Annotated in this window: 25 protein-coding genes and 1 tRNA gene; 3 read left to right on the top strand and 23 right to left on the bottom strand. The window is 66.2% G+C overall.

The features are described from left to right. Window positions 1-66: 66 nt before the first annotated feature. A complete protein-coding gene (locus tag NS2_RS30905; RefSeq protein WP_045439813.1) occupies window positions 67-1,302 on the bottom strand; it encodes a branched-chain amino acid ABC transporter substrate-binding protein in 1,236 nt (411 codons plus the stop codon). Between the two features lie 227 nt (window positions 1,303-1,529). Continuing rightward, complete coding sequence (locus NS2_RS30900) at window positions 1,530-2,153, bottom strand: ANTAR domain-containing response regulator (protein ID WP_033090843.1); 624 nt, start codon at window positions 2,151-2,153, stop codon at window positions 1,530-1,532. A 223-nt stretch (window positions 2,154-2,376) separates the two neighbouring features. Here NS2_RS30900 and NS2_RS30895 point away from each other — a divergent pair. Continuing rightward, window positions 2,377-2,463: transfer RNA gene (locus NS2_RS30895), tRNA-Leu, on the top strand. Between the two features lie 42 nt (window positions 2,464-2,505). Here the strand turns inward: NS2_RS30895 and NS2_RS30890 are convergent. From NS2_RS30890 to NS2_RS30850, 9 genes are read right to left on the bottom strand one after another with little or no spacing between them, the layout of a single operon-like run. After that, a complete protein-coding gene (locus tag NS2_RS30890; RefSeq protein ID WP_071811972.1) occupies window positions 2,506-3,714 on the bottom strand; it encodes a tyrosine-type recombinase/integrase in 1,209 nt (402 codons plus the stop codon). 2 nt (window positions 3,715-3,716) lie between these two features. Then, entirely contained in the window at window positions 3,717-3,917 is a 201-nt protein-coding gene (locus tag NS2_RS30885; protein ID WP_033090844.1) for a helix-turn-helix transcriptional regulator, read from the bottom strand. Window positions 3,918-3,932: 15 nt separating this feature from the next. Continuing rightward, a complete protein-coding gene (locus tag NS2_RS30880; protein WP_052086971.1) occupies window positions 3,933-4,823 on the bottom strand; it encodes a DUF2637 domain-containing protein in 891 nt (296 codons plus the stop codon). A gap of 4 nt (window positions 4,824-4,827) precedes the next feature. Then, window positions 4,828-5,070, bottom strand: coding sequence for a hypothetical protein (locus NS2_RS30875; RefSeq protein WP_143161368.1), 243 nt, complete (start codon window positions 5,068-5,070; stop codon window positions 4,828-4,830). Next, the gene (locus NS2_RS30870) at window positions 5,070-5,279 is read right to left on the bottom strand and encodes a hypothetical protein (protein ID WP_033090846.1); all 210 of its coding nucleotides are present in this window, start codon (window positions 5,277-5,279) and stop codon (window positions 5,070-5,072) included. Before NS2_RS30870 ends, NS2_RS30875 begins: the two co-directional genes overlap by 1 nt. Before the next feature lie 2 nt (window positions 5,280-5,281). Beyond that, window positions 5,282-5,698 carry a hypothetical protein gene (locus NS2_RS30865; RefSeq protein WP_033090847.1) on the bottom strand — a complete coding sequence of 139 codons (417 nt, stop codon included), beginning with the start codon at window positions 5,696-5,698 and terminating at the stop codon, window positions 5,282-5,284. Between the two features lie 41 nt (window positions 5,699-5,739). Continuing rightward, a complete protein-coding gene (locus NS2_RS30860) occupies window positions 5,740-6,738 on the bottom strand; it encodes a toprim domain-containing protein (protein ID WP_143161369.1) in 999 nt (332 codons plus the stop codon). A gap of 7 nt (window positions 6,739-6,745) precedes the next feature. After that, entirely contained in the window at window positions 6,746-7,189 is a 444-nt protein-coding gene (locus NS2_RS30855; RefSeq protein ID WP_033090848.1) for a hypothetical protein, read from the bottom strand. A gap of 2 nt (window positions 7,190-7,191) precedes the next feature. Next, window positions 7,192-7,590 carry a hypothetical protein gene (locus NS2_RS30850; protein WP_033090849.1) on the bottom strand — a complete coding sequence of 133 codons (399 nt, stop codon included), beginning with the start codon at window positions 7,588-7,590 and terminating at the stop codon, window positions 7,192-7,194. Window positions 7,591-7,627: 37 nt separating this feature from the next. Here NS2_RS30850 and NS2_RS30845 point away from each other — a divergent pair, with 37 nt between their 5' ends. Further along, window positions 7,628-7,972, top strand: coding sequence for a hypothetical protein (locus tag NS2_RS30845; RefSeq protein ID WP_143161370.1), 345 nt, complete (start codon window positions 7,628-7,630; stop codon window positions 7,970-7,972). Here NS2_RS30845 and NS2_RS30840 read toward each other — a convergent pair. The 11 genes from NS2_RS30840 to NS2_RS38610 are packed head-to-tail and all read right to left on the bottom strand — an operon-like array spanning window position 7,969 to window position 15,202. Further along, entirely contained in the window at window positions 7,969-8,943 is a 975-nt protein-coding gene (locus NS2_RS30840; protein ID WP_033090851.1) for a hypothetical protein, read from the bottom strand. The two genes, NS2_RS30845 and NS2_RS30840, sit on opposite strands and share 4 nt — an antisense overlap. Window positions 8,944-8,979: 36 nt before the next feature. Beyond that, window positions 8,980-9,351, bottom strand: a complete 372-nt coding sequence (locus NS2_RS30835; protein WP_033090852.1) for a hypothetical protein — start codon at window positions 9,349-9,351, stop codon at window positions 8,980-8,982. Between the two features lie 6 nt (window positions 9,352-9,357). Next, the gene (locus NS2_RS30830; RefSeq protein WP_033090853.1) at window positions 9,358-9,972 is read right to left on the bottom strand and encodes a hypothetical protein; all 615 of its coding nucleotides are present in this window, start codon (window positions 9,970-9,972) and stop codon (window positions 9,358-9,360) included. A 36-nt stretch (window positions 9,973-10,008) separates the two neighbouring features. Then, the gene (locus NS2_RS30825) at window positions 10,009-10,653 is read right to left on the bottom strand and encodes a hypothetical protein (RefSeq protein WP_033090854.1); all 645 of its coding nucleotides are present in this window, start codon (window positions 10,651-10,653) and stop codon (window positions 10,009-10,011) included. Between the two features lie 31 nt (window positions 10,654-10,684). Beyond that, window positions 10,685-12,703, bottom strand: a complete 2,019-nt coding sequence (locus NS2_RS30820) for a type IV secretory system conjugative DNA transfer family protein (protein WP_033090855.1) — start codon at window positions 12,701-12,703, stop codon at window positions 10,685-10,687. Continuing rightward, window positions 12,700-13,773, bottom strand: coding sequence for a hypothetical protein (locus NS2_RS30815; RefSeq protein ID WP_071343966.1), 1,074 nt, complete (start codon window positions 13,771-13,773; stop codon window positions 12,700-12,702). Before NS2_RS30815 ends, NS2_RS30820 begins: the two co-directional genes overlap by 4 nt. Further along, entirely contained in the window at window positions 13,770-14,270 is a 501-nt protein-coding gene (locus tag NS2_RS36445) for a GIY-YIG nuclease family protein (protein WP_063865107.1), read from the bottom strand. Before NS2_RS36445 ends, NS2_RS30815 begins: the two co-directional genes overlap by 4 nt. After that, entirely contained in the window at window positions 14,267-14,530 is a 264-nt protein-coding gene (locus NS2_RS30805; RefSeq protein WP_033090857.1) for a hypothetical protein, read from the bottom strand. Before NS2_RS30805 ends, NS2_RS36445 begins: the two co-directional genes overlap by 4 nt. After that, window positions 14,527-14,823: a hypothetical protein gene (locus NS2_RS30800; RefSeq protein WP_033090858.1), complete on the bottom strand. Its 297-nt coding sequence runs from the start codon at window positions 14,821-14,823 to the stop codon at window positions 14,527-14,529. Before NS2_RS30800 ends, NS2_RS30805 begins: the two co-directional genes overlap by 4 nt. Next, on the bottom strand, window positions 14,820-14,972 hold the full coding sequence (locus tag NS2_RS36440; RefSeq protein WP_155239384.1) for a hypothetical protein: 153 nt from the start codon (window positions 14,970-14,972) through the stop codon (window positions 14,820-14,822). The genes NS2_RS30800 and NS2_RS36440 overlap by 4 nt, the downstream gene beginning before the upstream one ends. Further along, complete coding sequence (locus NS2_RS38610) at window positions 14,969-15,202, bottom strand: helix-turn-helix domain-containing protein (RefSeq protein ID WP_033090859.1); 234 nt, start codon at window positions 15,200-15,202, stop codon at window positions 14,969-14,971. Before NS2_RS38610 ends, NS2_RS36440 begins: the two co-directional genes overlap by 4 nt. Before the next feature lie 199 nt (window positions 15,203-15,401). Here NS2_RS38610 and NS2_RS30790 point away from each other — a divergent pair, with 199 nt between their 5' ends. Beyond that, window positions 15,402-16,112 carry a creatininase family protein gene (locus NS2_RS30790; RefSeq protein WP_036551406.1) on the top strand — a complete coding sequence of 237 codons (711 nt, stop codon included), beginning with the start codon at window positions 15,402-15,404 and terminating at the stop codon, window positions 16,110-16,112. On the opposite strand, the gene NS2_RS36435 is transcribed toward NS2_RS30790, so the two are convergent. Then, window positions 16,109-17,163 (bottom strand): NsdA family TPR-like regulatory protein (locus NS2_RS36435; protein WP_186817622.1); only part of this gene is annotated, 1,055 nt, incomplete at its 5' end. The genes NS2_RS30790 and NS2_RS36435 overlap by 4 nt on opposite strands.

Genomic DNA, 17,163 nt, shown 5'->3' with positions numbered 1-17,163 from the left:
GGACACTAGGAAAACAGCGTGTGCCGAAGCCACACTCGGCACACGCTGTTTTCAATATCGTTTGCGCTACTTGACCTGGTACATCCAGATCAGGGCGTTCGCCAATTCGCCGGTCGAGCCCCACTTGTACTCGCGGGCCAGGCCCTGGCCGTCGTAGTTCTTGACGAAATCGACCAGATCCGGGCGCGAGGTCTTACCCGACTCGATGCCCTTGAGCACGATGGTGGTCAGGTCGTAGCCCTCGGTCGAGTAGGTACCCGGCTCGTAGTTGTTGAACGCCTTGTAAGCGGCGGCGAACTTGTCACCGGCGGGACCACACGGGCAGGAGAGCAGCGAGTCCTTGGACTTGCTACCGGCCTGCTTGGTGAACTCCACGTCCTTGGTGCCGTCGTCGGAAATGAAGGTCGCGGTCACGCCGCCGTCGCGCAGCTGGCTGACCAGCGGGGCGGCCTCGGCGTAGTAACCGGCGTAGAAGATGCCGTCCGGCTTGGCCGAGGCCATCTTGGAGACGGTCGCGGAGAAGTCCTTCTGCTTGGCCTTCACGCTGGCCGCGCAGCTCGGGTCGGCGATCGAGCCCAGGCCCTCGGTGACCGTCTTGGCCAGGCCGGTGCCGTAGTCGGTGTCGTCCTGGATGACGCAGATCTTCTTGAACTTGCCGGTGCCCTTGAGGTATCCGGCCACGGCCGGACCCTGGATGCCGTCGTTGCCCAGACCGCGGAAGAAGTTGCCCCAGCCGTTGGTGGTCAGGGTGACGTTGGTGGCCGACGGCGTCAGCGACAGCAGGTTGGCCTGGTTCAGGATCGCGCCGGTGGCCTTGGTCTCGCCGGAGAAGGTCGGGCCGATCAGGGCCACGAGCGACGAATCGCTGACGATGGTCGGAATGACCTGGGTGGCCTTCTGCGGGTCGCCCTCGGTGTCGAATTCCTTGACCGTCACCTGGCAGCCCGGGTTGGCCTTGTTGTGCTGGTCGAGCGCCAGCTTCACACCGCGGATGATGTTGAGGCCGAGGTTGGCGTTGTCGCCGGTCAGCGGGCCTGCCATCGCGATGGTCTGCGGCGCGCACTTGCCCTTGCCGTCACCGGCCGGGTCGGCCGCCGCGGTGGTGTCCTTGACCGGGACTTCCTTGCCCGTCGAGTCGACCTGCACGAGCGGGGCGATCGTCAAATTCGACGAGCCACCTCCGCCGGAGTTGTCCGTCGATTTGCTGCTACAACCCGCCGACGCCAGGGCGAGTACGGCCGCCGCGCCGATGACCACCGCTCGCGCCGTGCGACTGCGTCGCAGCGAAGACGTGCGCGTCATTGAACCAAGCACGATTCACCTCATGTTCTGTGCTCCCCCGGGGTGACCGGAGAGGGCCGCCCCATCGATCGGCCCGACCAGAACATAGCCCTGCCACGTTAGCTCCGCATCACATTCGAATCATCCATGTGACATCGCAACAAAAGAAAAAGCCCTGTTGTTACCGCACTGTAAATTTCTACAGTTGATTCTCGGCAACAACAAGGCTATGCGCCAGCAAATGTTTCCTACTTCGGCGCCAGGTTCTCCAAGACCACTTCGGCGACCGCCTTCATGGTGGTGCGACGGTCCATGGCCGTGCGCTGTATCCACTTGAACGCCTGCGGCTCCGATAGACCCTGCGTCTGCATCAGCACACCCTTGGCGCGCTCCACCAGCTTGCGGGTCTCGAGCCGGTCGGTCAGGTTCGCGACCTCGCTCTCCAGCGCCGCGATCTCATGGAATCGCGATGCGGCCAACTCGATGGCCGGCACCAGATCCGACTTGGTGAACGGCTTCACCAGGTACGCCATCGCCCCCGCGTCGCGCGCCCGTTCCACCAGGTCGCGCTGACTGAAGGCGGTCAGGATGACCACCGGCGCAACGCGTTTGGACGCGATCTCGGCCGCCGCGTCGATGCCGTCCCGGCGCGGCATCTTCACGTCCATGATCACCAGATCCGGCCGCAGCTCCTCGGCGAGATCCACGGCCTGCTGGCCGTCTCCCGCCTCACCCACCACCTGATAACCCTCTTCCGAGAGCATCTCCACCAGGTCCATCCGGATGAGCGCCTCGTCCTCGGCAACCACCACCCGCTTGGGGGCGGACGCCGCAGCATCCTTCTTCGAACCGCCCCCTGCTGTCGTTCCCATAGATGAACCCCTGTCGCTTCCGAATAACCGATACCCGATGCCACCTCGTCTTGCGCCACCCTCGCAGGACCAGCACGCACCCGAGTACCCCAAAGAGTACCGGTCACCGCCCCTCACAACCCACGTACCCAGGGCAAACTGACCAGTATCACAACCGTGTAGTCCCCCCACCCCCTCGATTAGTAGGTTCCCCCCAACACCCGCTATCATTTCCTCCCGGTGCGCCGGGTTGGCGGAACTGGCAGACGCGACGGTCTCAAAAACCGTTGTCCGGAAGGACGTGTGGGTTCGAGTCCCACACTCGGCACCAAGGTAGAGGGCTGTTTCGGTGATCACCGAAGCAGCCCTTTTCTCATGCGGTACGCAGCCGGTACGCAGCAGCCTGCGCGCCAGCCTCCATCCCCTCGGCCACGGCATCCAGATCGTCCGGGTACAGATGCCCGTACAGGTCCAGGGTGAGCATGGCCGTCTTGTGCCCCAGCATCCGCTGCACGACTTTGATATTCGCGCCGGCGCTGATCGCCAGCGAGGCGGCGGTATGCCGAAGACCGTGCGGTACAACACCATTCAAATCGACGCTCTTGGCTGCAGGGTCGAAGACCCAGCGAAACTCCGTGGATGTGAGAAATCCGCCCTTATGACTAGGAAAGACCAGGGCGTCGGCCTTGCGATCTTCGAGCAGTAGCCGGAGCTCCTTCGCCAGGGTCTCGGGGATCGGCACCGTGCGTGTCGTGTGGTTCTTCGTATCGGTCTCCACGTAGCCCTTACCCGTGACCGGAGTGGCCGAACGGGCGACGGTAATCCGCTTCGCGTCGGGATCCACAGCCCAGGTCCGCAGCGCGATCGCCTCGCCGAAGCGGATCCCGGTGTAGGCCAGGGTGAACACCAGCAGGCGGAATCGGCCGGCCGCCATCGCGAGCCGCATTACCTCGAGGTGCGTGAGATACCGTCGCTCTGCCGCGGTCATTTCAGGGAGATCGATTTCTTCAGCCGGGTTCGTCGATAACCTCTTAGCCTTGATGGCATAGCGCAGCACCTGGCTGAGTACTTGATAGGACTGGATCACCCGGGAGGCCGAAAGCCCTCGCCCCTCGAATCTGCTGCTGTCCGACTGCGACAGTTCGACAATCCAGTCCTGGATGTCCGCGAATTCGATGTCCCGCAATGGCACGTCGCCCCACCGCGGAGTCACGGTGCTGTCGAGTAGGGAGCGATAGCCGGCCACGGTCTTGGGCTTGCGGAAGTTCTTGGTCGCGAACCACTTCTCAGCGACGACCGAGAAGTGCACGCCGCTGCGGTCCGGGTCTACCCAAGTCCCGGTCACTACCTTGGTGGTGACGTCACCGTCTAGAAACTTCTGCGCGGCGTTCTTCGTGGCGAACGCCTGGGATCGCTCCTTGCCGTTCGGATCCACGTACCGGGCCCGCCAGCGCATCCCGCGGCCATACCTCTTGGACTGGACCTTCTTTCGCGACTCATGCCCTGTGACCGGGTCGGTCTCGATCACGGTCTTGTACCAAAGATCTTCGACCCCCGACCGTGGATTGCGGGTTCCGGGCATGGCTACGCGGCTCCACCCTGCTTGGTCGTAGCCTCCTGCTCGGCGATCCAGGCCTGGATGACACTTTCGCGCCAGACGCGCCGGCGGCCGAGTTTGAAGTTCTCGGGGCCCTGTCCGGCCCATGCCCAGTACCGCCATGTCGCCGCGGGGATACCGGTCAGTTCCTCACAGTCTCTCGCCTGGAGGTAGCGGTCGTGTTCCATGATCTGTTGTCCTCTCTATTCCTCGGTCAATTCGCGAGCGGCACTGAGCGTGCGGGTGACTGCCGACGAACTGAGTTCGACGTGTTCAGCGATCCGTGAATGCGACCAGTTCTGTTCGAACTTCAGCCGCAAGATGGTGGCGACCTTGTCAGGGTCACGACGGCCGCCGGGGTCGGTGTTGCACACCGATTCGGCGATCTCGGCCCACCGATCCTGCGCACCAGAAGCCTCGATGACCGTCGGCTGCGCCGCTTCGATCTCGGCTATCGGGAATCCGGACCGGAGTTCGGTTGCAGTCGAGTGGGTCTCGGTGTGGATCTCGCGCACCGATGTGGTGCGCACGGTCTCGGGGCTGCGCACCGGGTCGTAGTCGGTGCGCACCGCCTCGGTGTCCGGTGTGTTGTCGGTGCGTGGGCTGCGGGCGAGGACGAGTAGGGCGACGGTGGCCTGTCCGATGGCGCCGTCGATGATCAACGGCACCAGCGATGCGAGGTGCTTGGCCATGCCGACTTGAATGGCCAAGGCGCGCAGGGCATCGAAGGACAATCGGAATGCGATCAACGCTATCGCGCTGGTCAGGACCACAACGAACCAGTAGGCCAGCGTCGCGTTCGCGCGGGCCCGAACCAGCAGTCCGACACCGTGAGTCGCCGCCAAAAGCGCGACGGGCGGGAACATGGCCACGAATCCGGCGACGACGGCGAGCCCGTGTGGTGCGTTGAGCACGGCGTGGACGGTGTTGCCGCCGATCGACATGAGCGCCATGAGGATCAGCTCGCCCCAGAAGAATTGGACCGCGGAACGCTCCGCCTCGGGGCGGGTCGGGCGGTACGCACTGCCCGGTGCGTTGCGGTGCGCAGCGTCGTTGCTACGCACCGCGTCCGCACCGGCGCCATTGCCGGTCATCGGTTCACCCCGCCGGGCTGTCGGTCGCGTCGCGGTGTTCGGCGAGGACTGCGGTGAGTCCGTCGGCGAGGGCGCGGGCCTCGTGGACGCTGATCGAGATCCGCACGAAGCCACCGGCGTTCCAGGCGATTTCGACCACGGGCTGCAGCAACTGCTGTTCACCGTTGTCGATGGTCAATGCCGGGTGGTACTGGACTTCGATGCTCGATGACGCGTCGGGCAGTAGGCCCATGCTGAGGTAAGGCATTAGTGGAGCTCCTCGATGGTGTGGGTGGTGGGCAGGTGCAAGTGATGGCGTAGCTGCGCGCATCCGGCCCAGAGCAGGACCGTGGGTGTGGATACGCATAGGTCCTCGGCGATCCGCCGCCAGGTGCGGTGTTTGGTGCGGGCCCAGAGGACGTAGGTGCCCATCTGGCCGGGTTCGATTCGCGCGATCAGCACGGTGAGCAAGGTCATGGCTACGCCGCTCCCAGCGGCCCATGTGCCGCGGTGGGGGTGTAGACGGCGGTGTAGAGCTTGGCGCGGGGCTCGTTGGGGTCGGCGCCGACGAAGGTGATCGAGAGGGTGTCGCCGATGTTGAAATGCGCGCCGGCCTTGTCCAGCGCGGTGCCGATGGCTTGTTCCATGCGCCAGGTCGGGTACAGGTTGCGCGGGCCGGCGGGGGTGTCGAGGGTGATGAAGGCCTGCAGGATCGGGTTGCCCTTCGCGTCGGTGTCGACCTCCCCCGGCGCCCCGTTGAACTTCAGCCGCGGCTGCTCGCCGACGGCGGTGATGCGGCCGTAGACGGTGGTGTTGGGTTGGGTGTTCTTGCCGAACGCGCTGGGTGGTTTGGCGGCGGCGTTTTTGAACCGCTGCCCGAAATCGTTGGTGTCCATGACGATTGATTCCTTCCTTGTGGTCGATAGGTGAAAGGTGGTCAGCGACTGCGGGTTATCTGCCGTGGCAGTTGGATGGGCTGGCGGTAGTGGCGGTCGAGGTACGGGACCATCTCGAGTTGATCGGGACCGAGGCCGGCGTCGAGGTGGTCGGACAGGTCTTTGCCGACGGCGGCCTGCAGCACCCGGATTTCGCCGACCTGGCCGTGCAGGGACTCGGCGACCTTGGCGGCGTGGCGGTAGCCGGGGCGGTCGCGGTCGGCGACCACGATCACCCGCCCCGCCCCGGCGCCCCATTGGGCGTGATCGCGGGTCCAGCTGCCGGCGCCCATGGCGTTGCAGGTGGCGATCTGCCCGGTGTCGAAGGCGCGCAGCACGTCTTGCTCGCCTTCGCAGACGTAGATCTCGCGGCCGCCGGCAACGGCGTCGGTGACCTCGGGGAGCCGGAACGGGATGGGCGCGAATCCGGTGTTCTCCCATTCGGTTCCGGTCCAATGCCGTTGGGTGAAGGCCTTCCCGTACCCGTGCTCGTAGGGGACGCGCTGGCGGATGACCGCGCCCTCGATCCGTCCGTCGGGCCACCGATAGACGTAGGAGTGGATGTTCTGCGGCGGTCCGAGCGGCTCGCCCAGACTCGGCTTGTGCGGGACCGGGAATCCGGCGTAGTCGATGGCCTTGTCCGCCAACGACATTCCCGACCGCAGCGGTGGACTGCTGGGCTCGGTTCGGCCACCGTTAGCACGGCCGCGGTTGTTGCCGGGACCGCGGTCGGGTGGGCGGTCCCACATGTCTCGGACTTGTAGGTTCAGCTTGGCCAGGACGTCCTGGTCGTCGCATCCGGCCCAGCAGCGCACGATGGTCTTGCCCTGGACCGGGTCGTAGCGGACGCCGAGGGAGGGGTTGTGGTGGCGGCCGTCAGCTTCGTGGACCGGGCACAGGAAGTTGGTCCATCTCGGTCCGGCTCGCCCCGGCCCCATCTGCCCGGTCAGGGCGCCGGTGATGGTCTGCCACGAACGGCCTTGGGAGGGTGAGGATTCCACGACGGTCTCACCGTTCCCGCTCGATCCGCCGGCGGTCGGCACCGAACTCGAGGATCGGGGTGCCGGGCGCGCACCGGTAGGTGTCGGGTGCGTTGCGTTCGTAGGGAACCTCGAAGGCGTTGCCCGAGAGTTCTTGTGCCTGCTCGATGCTGCGCCACTGCACCGCGGACAGCTGGTCCTGGCCGATCTCGTCGCGGTAGTAGCGCGCCCAGTCGAGGTGCTGGCGGGCCTGCTCGGGAGCGAAGGCCCAGGCGCTGTAGGCCTTGTTGAGGTAGCGCCAGTCCTCGGCGTGGGGTCCTTGCTGCCACGACAGGTCCAGGCGCGACCGCTGGGCGTCGAGTTCGTGGAGTTCGGTGCGGGTGCCGCTGGACAGAGCCAGGACCATTTCGCTGGTCAAGCGGACGTGTTCGGCGAAGTCGACGCGCATGGTCTCTTCGTGTTCGCGGTGCATGCCTATCGCCACCGTTCCAAACCGAGGTCGCGGTCGGGGTGCTGCATGCGCTGGCGGACGCGGTCCTCGTGGGCGATGTTGTGGGCCTGAACCAGGCTCTGCCACTGGGTTTCGTCCACGCCCTCGGGCTTGCCGAACGCGCGACGCTGGTAGTCCAGGACCGACAGGTAGGAGTCCATGTCGTCGGGCCGGTCCTGCCAGTCCCGCAGGGCGCCGGACAGGTACTGCCATTCCGCGGCGTGGGGGCCGGCGGACCACCGCTGGTCGTAGTCGGCAACCTGGGCGTGCAGGCGGGCTTGTTCGTCGTCGCTGATGCCGGACCGGTCGGCTTCCCATTCCAGGGCGGTGCGGTGGTGGAATTCGGTGCGCATCAGGTCTTCGTGTTCGCGGTGCACGTTCATCGCCCCGCTCGATCTGGTGCTCGTGCTCGGTGGGTGCGTGGGTGTGGTCGATGGTGACCAGGTCGCGGGCCTGCTCGAGGCTGCGGCGCCGGACCTCGGTGAGGCCGAAGACCTTTCCGTGCCGGGCCCGGATGAGATCGAGGTTGTCCAGCAGTGTGGTCATGGATTTCGGGTCGCGTTGCCAGTCCTCGTAGGAAGCGGTCAGGAACGCCCATTCCTCGGCGTGCGGGCCGGCCAGCCAACGGTCGTCGTAGCTGGCGCGAGTGAGGGCGAGGCGCTCGTACTGGAACTCGCTGCGGGTCTGCGCCTGGGTGCGGGCGAGTTGGGCCTGTTCGAAGAACTCGCGGCGCATCAGTTCTTCGTGTTCGCGGTGCATGACTAGCGGCTCCGCTCGATCCCGTTGGGCCGCTGCGGCTGGGTGCGCTGCGGGTCGGGCGGGACGCCGTTGTTTTCGGCGGCGACGCGCTCGCGGCTGCCGTAGCGGGCGTGTTCGGGGGTGTTCTGCTTGAGCTTGCCGACGGCCTGGTCGCGTTCGGTCTTGTACTTGTCGCGTTCGACTCCGACGGTGATCACGGTGTCGCGCAGGCTCTTCAGTTCCGCGGCCTGACGGGTGTTGGTGTTCTTCAACGTCGCAACCTCCGCCTCGGCGGCCTCCACGCGCCGCTTGTGGGTGTCGCGGTCGGTGGTGACCGCGTCCAAGCCGCGCTGGAGCACCTGCACCTGCCGGGCCTGCTGATCTCGATCCGCGGTCAGGACCTTCAGTTGCTTCTCGACCTCGGCCAGCCGCTGCTCGGCGTCGGGCTGCGGTTGGGCGCTCGGTGGAGTGCGGTAGGCGGAGGGGCGTTCAATACCGGTTTCGGCGTAGGCGCGCGCGACCTGCGCGCGGTAGCGCAACGCGTCCATGCCCTTGACCTTGCGGGCCTTGCCGAACAACTTGCCCAGCTTGAACTCCGGGAAGGTGGTGGCCGCGGTCATCCCGTCCAGGGCGATGCCCTGCTCGACCGGGGTCAGCAGATCCGCCTGCAGGACATGCTTTTTCAGTTGGTCATGGTGGCGGGTCAGGGCTTCGCGGTCGTGGGCGCGGCGGTCGGGGTGGGTACCGGGATCGCGGGAGCGCTCGGACACCAGCGCGGAGTGCTGGCGGTAGGTCTCGATCGCCAGCGCGGTGTTCTGGACCTCCAGCGCGCGGGCCTGCTCGGCCGCGCGGGTCTGCTCGCGGACCATGCGGCTGATGTCCTTCTTGATCCGGCGACGCTCCAACCAATTGCCGGCGTGCGCCAACTGGGTCAGGGCCTGGGCCATGGCGCCGGTGAATCGGCCGGCCTCGTGGGTGATTTCATCCATCTCGGACATGAGGGTGTGTTCCTTTCCGGGGTAGGGGGTTTCGAGTTATCGGGTGCGTTCGATCGGCGAGCGCTGCCGCTGGGCGAGTAATTGTTCGCGGTGTTCGGCGGCGGCGTCGGTGAGGCTCAACCGGCTGCCGGCGCCGTGGGCCCAGCCGATCGCCTCGCTGGTGTCGTCGAGGTTGAACTCGGCGGCGTCGAGGGCCTGATACGCGGCCTCTACTGCCTCCCGCGGTTCCATCGGCTTGCCGAGGTTGTCCACGCGCAGCGATTGCGGGGACTGCCGCAGTTCGGCGTAGCGATTACGCAGTCGGCGTACGTCGCGGCGCAGCTCGCGGACGCGGTCCTCGACCTTCCCGATCTCGGTGTAAAGCTCTGATGGGATCGGCAGTATCGGCTCGTTATGGTTGTCGGACATGGGTTTTCACTCCTCGCTCAGGGCGGTGTGATCGTCGTCGGGGCCTTCGAATTTCGGGTAGTCGAATCCGTTGGCCGTTGGTGCGGCGACCGGGATGCGCAGGGCGGCGGTGGCGGCCAGCGTCTGCAAGTGGTCGGCGGCCGCGTCCAGGCGCAGCCGGTCCAGCTCCGGCAAGCTCAGTTCGGTCGGCCAGCTGTGGCGGCGGTGGAACTCGTCGAGCAGCGCATCGCGGTGCCCGGGCCAGTTCGACGCCCCGGTCATGCGGGTGGCCTGGTGCATGGCGCGTTCGATCTCGGTGATCAGCGCCGGCACCGACAACTCCTGCAAAGTGCCGACGAGGTGGTGCGGCAGTAGCAGCCCGGGCTGGAAACACAACCGCGTCAACGTGGTCGCACTAGCGCGGGCGTGCCGGCGGGCGCTGTCGCGGGCGGTCCGCGCGGCGCGCAGCCGGTCCAGCTCGGTGCGGTCGACGGGCAGCAGCCGCCACCGCGCAATGGCGTGGCGAGCCTTGTCCCAGAGGTCGTAGTCGTCGTAGGCGATGATCCCGGCGACCGTGACGATCCCGGCCGTGACGCCTGCGGTCACACCGATCATGGCGGCGCGAATCTGGTTGCGGTTCATGGGTATCGGGTTCCTTCCTTTGTGGTGATGAGGGGTTCAGGCGGCGGTGGTGCGGGTGGTTTCATGGCGGGCGCGCACGGCCTCGAGGCGCGCGACGCCGGCGGCGAAGGGGTGACAGAAACCGCGCGCGATGGCGGCCAGGATTCGGCCGACGGCGGTGCACATGGTCGCGGCGGCCTGCGGAAGTGGCGGGCGCAGTGCGGCGTTCCACCACAGGTAGGCCACCCACCCGAGTCCGTAGACGAACAGCGGGATCACGACCGCGGCGGGCTGTCCCCACGCGGCGAGCGTCAGGACGGCCAGCACGGCCAGCGACCCTCCGACGCCGACGCGCAGCAACTGCGGCCGCAACTGCGGCCGCAATCCGGCGGGGCTGGTCCTCGCCGTGTTCGGGTCCTGCTCGGTGTCGTCGGTCTTCACCAGGTGCAGAACGGGTTTCGTCGATTCCTGCGGGTCGGGCGCGTCCTGCCCGAGTCGGAAGCGGGGTTTGTCGGCGGCGGCGGTCCCCTTGGCGAGGAAATCCGCGAACTCGTCGCCGAGGATGTCGGCCACCTGGTCATCGGGAACACCGCGCAGAACCTCGCGCAGCTCCTTCGCTTCGCCGCCCCCACGTTGCTGGCTGCGGCGGTCCTTGTCGTTCTCGTCGTCGTAGTCGTCGTCTCGGCTGACTCGTCGTATCACTGGTGCGCTCCAATCGATTTCGGTGAATGGGCTAGGCCGCTGCGGTAGCGGTGTCTGTGCCGCCAGCGGCATCGCTGCGGCGTGCTGCCTCGGCGGCGGGGGTGCCCGGCAGTGGGGTGACCGTGGCGCGGTGGGCTTGGACAACGCGACCGAAGTCGGCATGGCCGCCCTTGGCGTAGACGAACTCACCGATGTCGAAGCCGCGGACTCGGTCGGGGTCGACGAGCCATCGTTCGCCGACGGAGACCTGGCCTTCGTCGCCGTGGCGCTGGCCCTTGATCAGATGCCGCGACGGCAGCAGGTACCGCACCGAACCGAAGTGCTTGCACAGCTCGCCGGCGTTTTCGAAGTAGCCCAGGATCATCCCGCCCGCGCAGGCCTTGAGCAGCCGGTCCAGCTCCCACTTGTTTCCCGCGAGCCCCTCCGGGGACTGGCTGGAGAAGACCAGCGAAACCCCCTGGGAGCGTCCGCGTTCGGCGACGTCTTCCAGCTCGATCGAGCCCGCCTTGCTGTTGAGCTTGCTGGCCTCGTCCAGGAACACCGTGACCGAGCGGCGGGCGTGGCGGGCGGTGCGGCCGGCGCGCTGCATGATCAGCCGCAGCGTGGCCGAGACCTGTGCGCGGGCCGCATCGCGGTCCAGCGCCGGGACGGTCATGAACAGGAAATCGATGTCCTCGAGCTGCTTGCCGCCATCGAACACGATGCGCCCGTCTGCGTCGGTGAGCAGCTCGAACAGGTTGGTGCAGCGGATCAACGCGTCGTCGATCTGCGGGACCTTGTCGGCCTGCAGGGCCTTGACCTGCCGCACGATGTCGGGCGAGTGGCCCCAGATGTCCTTGATCACTTCGGGATTCAGCCGCCGCAGGAACTCCGCAGGGCTGTTGGGTGGACCGATCGGGGCATCGATGACCATGGACACGATGCGCCGGCGCATCTCGTCGAAATGCTGCCCTTCACTGGTCGTGGCTTCACCGGGCGCGATCAGGTCCTGGTGGATGGCGCGCATGTCACGGGCGGGCATGTTCTGGTAGATGTCGAGGCGGTCGCCGCCCGGCACGACGGTGGCGATGCGGTCGGGGTCGATGCCCATAGCCAGCAGGAATCCGACCAGCTCGGTGCCGAGCTCGATGTCGTCCTGGCCGCCCTTGCAGGTAATGACCACGATCAGTGGACGCGGATGCCGAGCTCGCATGCCGGGCACGTCTTTCCACTGCCACCAGGCGCGCCACTCGTAGTCCAGCACCGCCAGCACGAACCGGATGATCAACTGGGTCTTACCGCTACCGGTGGTCGCGATGATTCCCAGATGCTTCTTCACCTCGCGGTGCGGCACCATCAACCAGTGCATATGCCGCGAGGTCAACGCCCGCCATAGCCCCGGCGGCTTCGCGTCGGTCTGGTCGGCGTGGGTGCCGAGCACGATGTTGGCGCCGGCACTGTAGGGGGCGCCCAGCTTCGCGGCGCGCGCGGCAGCACGGGAACGCCGTTCGGCCAGCGCCGCCTTGACTCGTTCGGTGTGGGCAACCGACTTCAGGTAGACGGTGTCGGTCTTGAGCAGAAACTTCGCCCACCACCACACCGCGACCAGTGATCCCGCCGGGACCGCGACCACCAACATGGCTCGCAGCCCCGACCAGTCCCCGCCCGATATCCGGGAGGCACCGGTCCAGAACAGCGCGAACGGCACCGACCACGACCAGCTGGCCACCGCCGACACCATCGGCAGTGCCACCGTTGCGACCGAGAAGTTCCGCAGCCGCGCCGCGCTCAACGGCCACCGGTACGCCGCCGCCAGCCCAACTAGCACGACCACGGAAACCACTGCGAGCGCAGCTATTCCGGTGCCGAGACCGTGGAGAACGCCGGAGGCATCGGGCCAATGCCAGTCAGTGGCTTGTTGCAAGGGTTTCGGGGTGCCCGGTGGCGCTTCAGGATGCAGACCGGTGAACAGTCCGGTGTCCGGCGGCGGGGTCGTGGTCGGGACGGGCGCCGTGGTGGTCGGCCCGCAATCCTCGGGGGTGATCAGGGGCACGCAGTCGCTGCCGCTCATGAGGCTTCCTTGCTGATGTGGAGTCGGTTGGGCCGCTTGCTCTTGCCGGCGGCTTTGCGCTCCGCGCGGCGGGCCAGAAAGGTGGTCCAGTCGTCGTCGAAGTCGCGGGTCTCGAACTCGATGTCGATGGCGTCGATCTCGGGCGGGAGCCGATCGGCTGCGGCACTCACCCCATCCAGGACATGGGCGGTGCGGCACAGGTACAGCAGCCCGACCAGTTCCCCGACCTGCCGGAACGGCACCATGGTTTGGGTGGCGCGCATGGCGCCCTGCAATGCGGTGTCCATATCGGCGGGATCCTTGCGAGTCAGCTCGACTTCGACTGCCCACCACTGCAATTCGCCGTTGATACGGCGCAACACCCAGCCGTCATGGACGTGGGGCCGACCGGCCCGTGGTTCACGGCCCGAGCTGAGCGCTGGCCGCGGTTCCCAAACGGCGGCGGCGAGTTCCTCGGCGTGATGACGCAGATGACGTTCGGAAACCCACCGCTCGGGATCAGAACCGACGAGCATGATGCGGGCTTGCGTGACCGCGCGGTAGTGGCCGGCCAAGGCAATCGGCGGATGCCACTCCGGCGGCCGCCACCCCAGCCGCGGGGCCGCCTTATCCCGCTTCACGACCGCCCAAGCCCGACCGGGCTGGACGGTCGCCAGCGGATAGAGATCGCCGCGTGCGGTGAGGATGTTGGCGATGTGGTAGGCGGTGCTCAGATCGGTGTCCAGGAACCAGGCCAGCACATCGATCTGCATCCCGAACATGTCCGTGATTCCGTCCATCGCCTGGTTTTGCCGGGCGGTCAACAACTTTCGATGCGGGGTGCGCAGCACCCGGCCCACCGACCCGTAGGGCACGCCGATCTCGGCGGCGACCTCGGCCTTGCTGAGCCCCTGCGCCCGTAGCGTCGCGGCCTCCCCCAAGGCCTGCTCGACCTGATACAGCGAGATGCCCAACTTCCGGGCGATCTGCGCGTAGGTCAGGCCGTAATCACGCAGCGCCCCCGCGATTTCAACCCGGTGCCGGCGCTCCTGGGCGGCGTAAGGGTTCTTCTTCTTGTGGTCGGCGCTCATCGGGTGCGCTCGATCCCGTGCGGCGGATCGATACGGCGAGCCTCGATCTCGGACAGCCGCCGCTCGAGCTCCTCCGCTGGCATCTGCGACACCCAGCTCGGCAAGGGCGGAACCTGCTGCGACCGCGCCCGGTCGCGCTCGGCATGGCGGGCGGCGATGTCGCGGCGTGCCTGCCGGATAACGGCGCCGGTCTCCTCTGCGGTGTCGGTGCCCGGTTCGCGGCGAGGCCGTACCCCGCACTTGGGGCAGCGTCGCGACGCGCCACCCTCGCGCTTGAGCTGCCGCTCACGGCCGCGGGTGCCGTCCCAGGTGCGAGCCAGCTCCCAACCGATCCCGTTGTCCCGCAACACCTCCAACAGCCGCGCCCCGCGGCCGGCCTTATGCTCGGCCAGCCGCGCGTCGAGGTCGGTAGTCCAGCCGGTGTAGTGCCGGGCATGTCGGAACGGCCGCTCGAAATGCAGCAGATAGACGGTGCCGGGAATGTCCTTGCGCGTCATCGTGACCGCTCGATTCCCCGGCGGGCCGCCTGGTCGTAGGCAACCGACGCGGCATCATGCTCGGTCTCCACCGACCTGTGAACCGCGTCCCAGTAATCCCGCTTCTCGCGCGCTCCACTCCAGCCACGCCGGTCCCTGCCCTCGATGACGTCCTGTGCCGCCATAAACAGGTCGTGCAGAATGCCTTCGGTGACATGGAGCCGACGTTCATCAGCCGCCCGCGCGTAAATCTCGTTGAGATCCTCGGCCGACGTGCTCATCGGACCACCCCCACAGCAGTCGGCACAGGCTGGGGCACATGGACGCAGTCGATGCGATCGACCTCATCGGCGCGGCACACATTCACCGATGCCGGCATCTCCGGGGTCTGCCTCTCCAACTGGATGCCGACCACGATCCCGATACCGAACAACAACAGCCTGACAAACACAGGCAGTCGCCAACGCAACGGCATCGCCTGGAATCCGTTGAGCAGCAGCCCATTCGCGTCGTACTCGACCCTGTTGTATGCCCTCAGCCCGATGTGATGGTGCGGGAAGTCGTGGCTGTTCATCGCCGCCCCCGCACCCAGCCGCGGTGCGGTCGCACCAAGATGTAGAGAGCGATCACGAAGGCCGGCACCAGCACCACCTCGGGGTGCAGGATCAGGGCGCAGATCACGGTCAGCGCCAAGAAGACGACTGCAGCGGTTCGAGCCCTCATGCCACGCTCCCGCCACTGACGGGGGTGGTGAGCTTCACCAGTTCGCTGCGATCGATGCGAATAACCCCTGGGCCAAACCGATATCCAGTCAGCACCCCGCGGCTGATCCACTTTCGAACGGTGCGCTCGGTGACGCGGACCATCCTCGCGGCCTCATCAACCGTCAGAAGTACAGCGCTGTCGTGCTTCGGCTTCGGGTGAGATTTCCGGGACCTTCGTGAGCGGGTCACTGCCTTACTCCTTCGATACCAACGAGTGAAAACTGTTGGTACTCAGGAAAACCCGCAGGTACCCCCTAGAATCAGTGCGCTTCGCGGTGCTCAGGCGCTCAGGCGCTCAAAGGCGCTCGAGCGCCTTCGTCGAGCGCCTGCCCAGAGCGTCCCCTTGCGAACCATGATCAAAAATGAAGCGGCAGGTTATGTTGGTCGGGTGAAGGATCTGCTGACAGCCGCGACATCCGCCGAGGTGCAGAACCTCGATAAACGCATAGCAGTCCTGCCGGTCGGCAGTTTCGAGCAGCACGGCCGATTCCATCCCCTGATCACAGACACCGTGATCGCCTGCGCCATCGCCAAGCGCATCGCAGATGACTACAGCCTGTTCCTGCTTCCGCCGATTACCTTCTCCTGCTCACATGAGCACACCGCGTTCGCGGGCACCGTTAGCATCAGCGCATCCACGCTCATGGCTGTGATCAGCGACCTTGCGAGTTCCCTGCGTGCTTCCGGCATCGACAAGCTAGTCCTGGTGAACGGTCACGGCGGCAATTACGTGCTGCAAAACATCGTCCAGGAAGGCAACACCCGAGGGCCTCAGATGACCCTCTTCCCGAGCCCGATCGACTGGAATGCCGCTCGTACAGAATCCGAGATGCAGACCAACGGCCACGAAGACATGCACGCCGGCGAGCTCGAGACATCGATTCTTCTGCAGGTTGCGCCAGACCTCCTGCGGCCTGGCTACGACACCGCGGACTGGCGGGCGGATGATCGCCCGTTCCTTCTGGTCTCCGGCATGCAGGAGTACACAGAGAGCGGCGTCATCGGCTTTCCGTCACTCGGGACAGCCCAGAAGGGCGCGAGGGCGCTGGCGTCACTCTCGGACTCCTTCAAGGGCCATCTACAGCGGCTGACGGCCTAACGCACCAGGTCAGCGACTGACAAACTGAATTCCCTGATTGCGTCGTTTCGAACGGGGCGAACCCGCTGCGCGAGATCCCGCAGTACGCCGAGTGCCCGGGCGGACGGTGCTGACCGGATAACCTTCGCGGCGTCCGTACCAGCCCGGGCGCCGGACTCGAATTCACCTACACCGACGTACGCGGATGCCAGTCGCGCAGTGCACAGGCCTTGGTCACGGCGCTGCGATGCGGGCCAGTCGCCAAGGGCTACTTCGTATGTCTCGATCGCTCGTTCCGGATGACCGAGACGAACCCAGCTGTTTGCCGCCTCCATCTCGATGTATGAGGGGGTGCAGTACAGCGCCAAAGAGCTGGGACCAGAGGGGTCTATGGACAGGACTTGCTCCATGGCCTGATCCAAGGCCCTACGGCAGTCATCGGCCTCTTCCGTCATGGCGTACGCATTCGCCTGCTGGCGTAGCGCGACCGCACGCAGCTCCGGCGGGATCTCATCCCAGCAACGCAGCGCCGCATTCGCGAGACCGAGTCCTTGTGCTGCGTAACCGCTTTCGGTCGCAATATTGCTTCGCCGTTGCAATACATACGATCTCAGATGCGGGTCGTACAGTTCCTCCGCGTAGTCCATCGCACGGTTGGTCCAATACAGGGCCCGCCGCAGATCCCCCGAGTCCTGGTACAGCCACCCTGCGAATTCGCAGAACCTCGTGCCAACCTCTAGGAGCGCCGGCCGCATAGCCCCACGCGCCTTGCCGCACAGGTCCTCGATCAGTTGAAGCTCGCCTTGAAGTGTCCCGACGACATACCGAGGTCCCGATAGCGCATCCATCCGGGCATGGGCATCGAGAAGCGTCTTCAGGTGGTCGACGAACTCCCTGTCGACGGTTTCGAACGGCAGTGAGATGAGATCGACTCGGGCCTTGGGCATCTCGACATCCACGTCCAGGTCATGCGCCGGCTCATCCGGATACCCGATGTCTGCCGCAGTCAGCGGTTCGCCGGCCGCGATGCTGAGGACACTGACCATCACGTCGCAGGTGCGCTGCTTAGTAC

It is taken from the genome of Nocardia seriolae NBRC 15557 (assembly GCF_007990715.1).
GTDB classification, from domain to species: Bacteria; Actinomycetota; Actinomycetes; order Mycobacteriales; family Mycobacteriaceae; genus Nocardia; species Nocardia seriolae.
Note: the sequence above shows the minus strand (reverse complement) of the source record. Positions and strands in the feature narration are given on the sequence as shown.

What these genes read in the sequence shown, in the direction of transcription:
- NS2_RS30855 (WP_033090848.1), bottom strand. Translation starts at nt 7,189, where the DNA reads ATGCACCGCGAACACGAAGAGACCATGCGCGTCGACTTCGCCGAACAC.
- NS2_RS30890 (WP_071811972.1), bottom strand. Translation starts at nt 3,714, where the DNA reads ATGCCCGGAACCCGCAATCCACGGTCGGGGGTCGAAGATCTTTGGTAC.
- NS2_RS30830 (WP_033090853.1), bottom strand. Translation starts at nt 9,972, where the DNA reads ATGAACCGCAACCAGATTCGCGCCGCCATGATCGGTGTGACCGCAGGC.
- NS2_RS30800 (WP_033090858.1), bottom strand. Translation starts at nt 14,823, where the DNA reads ATGAACAGCCACGACTTCCCGCACCATCACATCGGGCTGAGGGCATAC.
- NS2_RS30840 (WP_033090851.1), bottom strand. Translation starts at nt 8,943, where the DNA reads ATGTCCGAGATGGATGAAATCACCCACGAGGCCGGCCGATTCACCGGC.
- NS2_RS30865 (WP_033090847.1), bottom strand. Translation starts at nt 5,698, where the DNA reads ATGGACACCAACGATTTCGGGCAGCGGTTCAAAAACGCCGCCGCCAAA.
- NS2_RS30900 (WP_033090843.1), bottom strand. Translation starts at nt 2,153, where the DNA reads ATGGGAACGACAGCAGGGGGCGGTTCGAAGAAGGATGCTGCGGCGTCC.
- NS2_RS30815 (WP_071343966.1), bottom strand. Translation starts at nt 13,773, where the DNA reads ATGAGCGCCGACCACAAGAAGAAGAACCCTTACGCCGCCCAGGAGCGC.
- NS2_RS36445 (WP_063865107.1), bottom strand. Translation starts at nt 14,270, where the DNA reads ATGACGCGCAAGGACATTCCCGGCACCGTCTATCTGCTGCATTTCGAG.
- NS2_RS30805 (WP_033090857.1), bottom strand. Translation starts at nt 14,530, where the DNA reads ATGAGCACGTCGGCCGAGGATCTCAACGAGATTTACGCGCGGGCGGCT.
- NS2_RS30835 (WP_033090852.1), bottom strand. Translation starts at nt 9,351, where the DNA reads ATGTCCGACAACCATAACGAGCCGATACTGCCGATCCCATCAGAGCTT.
- NS2_RS30905 (WP_045439813.1), bottom strand. Translation starts at nt 1,302, where the DNA reads ATGACGCGCACGTCTTCGCTGCGACGCAGTCGCACGGCGCGAGCGGTG.
- NS2_RS30875 (WP_143161368.1), bottom strand. Translation starts at nt 5,070, where the DNA reads ATGCCTTACCTCAGCATGGGCCTACTGCCCGACGCGTCATCGAGCATC.
- NS2_RS30880 (WP_052086971.1), bottom strand. Translation starts at nt 4,823, where the DNA reads ATGACCGGCAATGGCGCCGGTGCGGACGCGGTGCGTAGCAACGACGCT.
- NS2_RS30885 (WP_033090844.1), bottom strand. Translation starts at nt 3,917, where the DNA reads ATGGAACACGACCGCTACCTCCAGGCGAGAGACTGTGAGGAACTGACC.
- NS2_RS30820 (WP_033090855.1), bottom strand. Translation starts at nt 12,703, where the DNA reads ATGAGCGGCAGCGACTGCGTGCCCCTGATCACCCCCGAGGATTGCGGG.
- NS2_RS30870 (WP_033090846.1), bottom strand. Translation starts at nt 5,279, where the DNA reads ATGACCTTGCTCACCGTGCTGATCGCGCGAATCGAACCCGGCCAGATG.
- NS2_RS30850 (WP_033090849.1), bottom strand. Translation starts at nt 7,590, where the DNA reads ATGAACGTGCACCGCGAACACGAAGACCTGATGCGCACCGAATTCCAC.
- NS2_RS36440 (WP_155239384.1), bottom strand. Translation starts at nt 14,972, where the DNA reads ATGAGGGCTCGAACCGCTGCAGTCGTCTTCTTGGCGCTGACCGTGATC.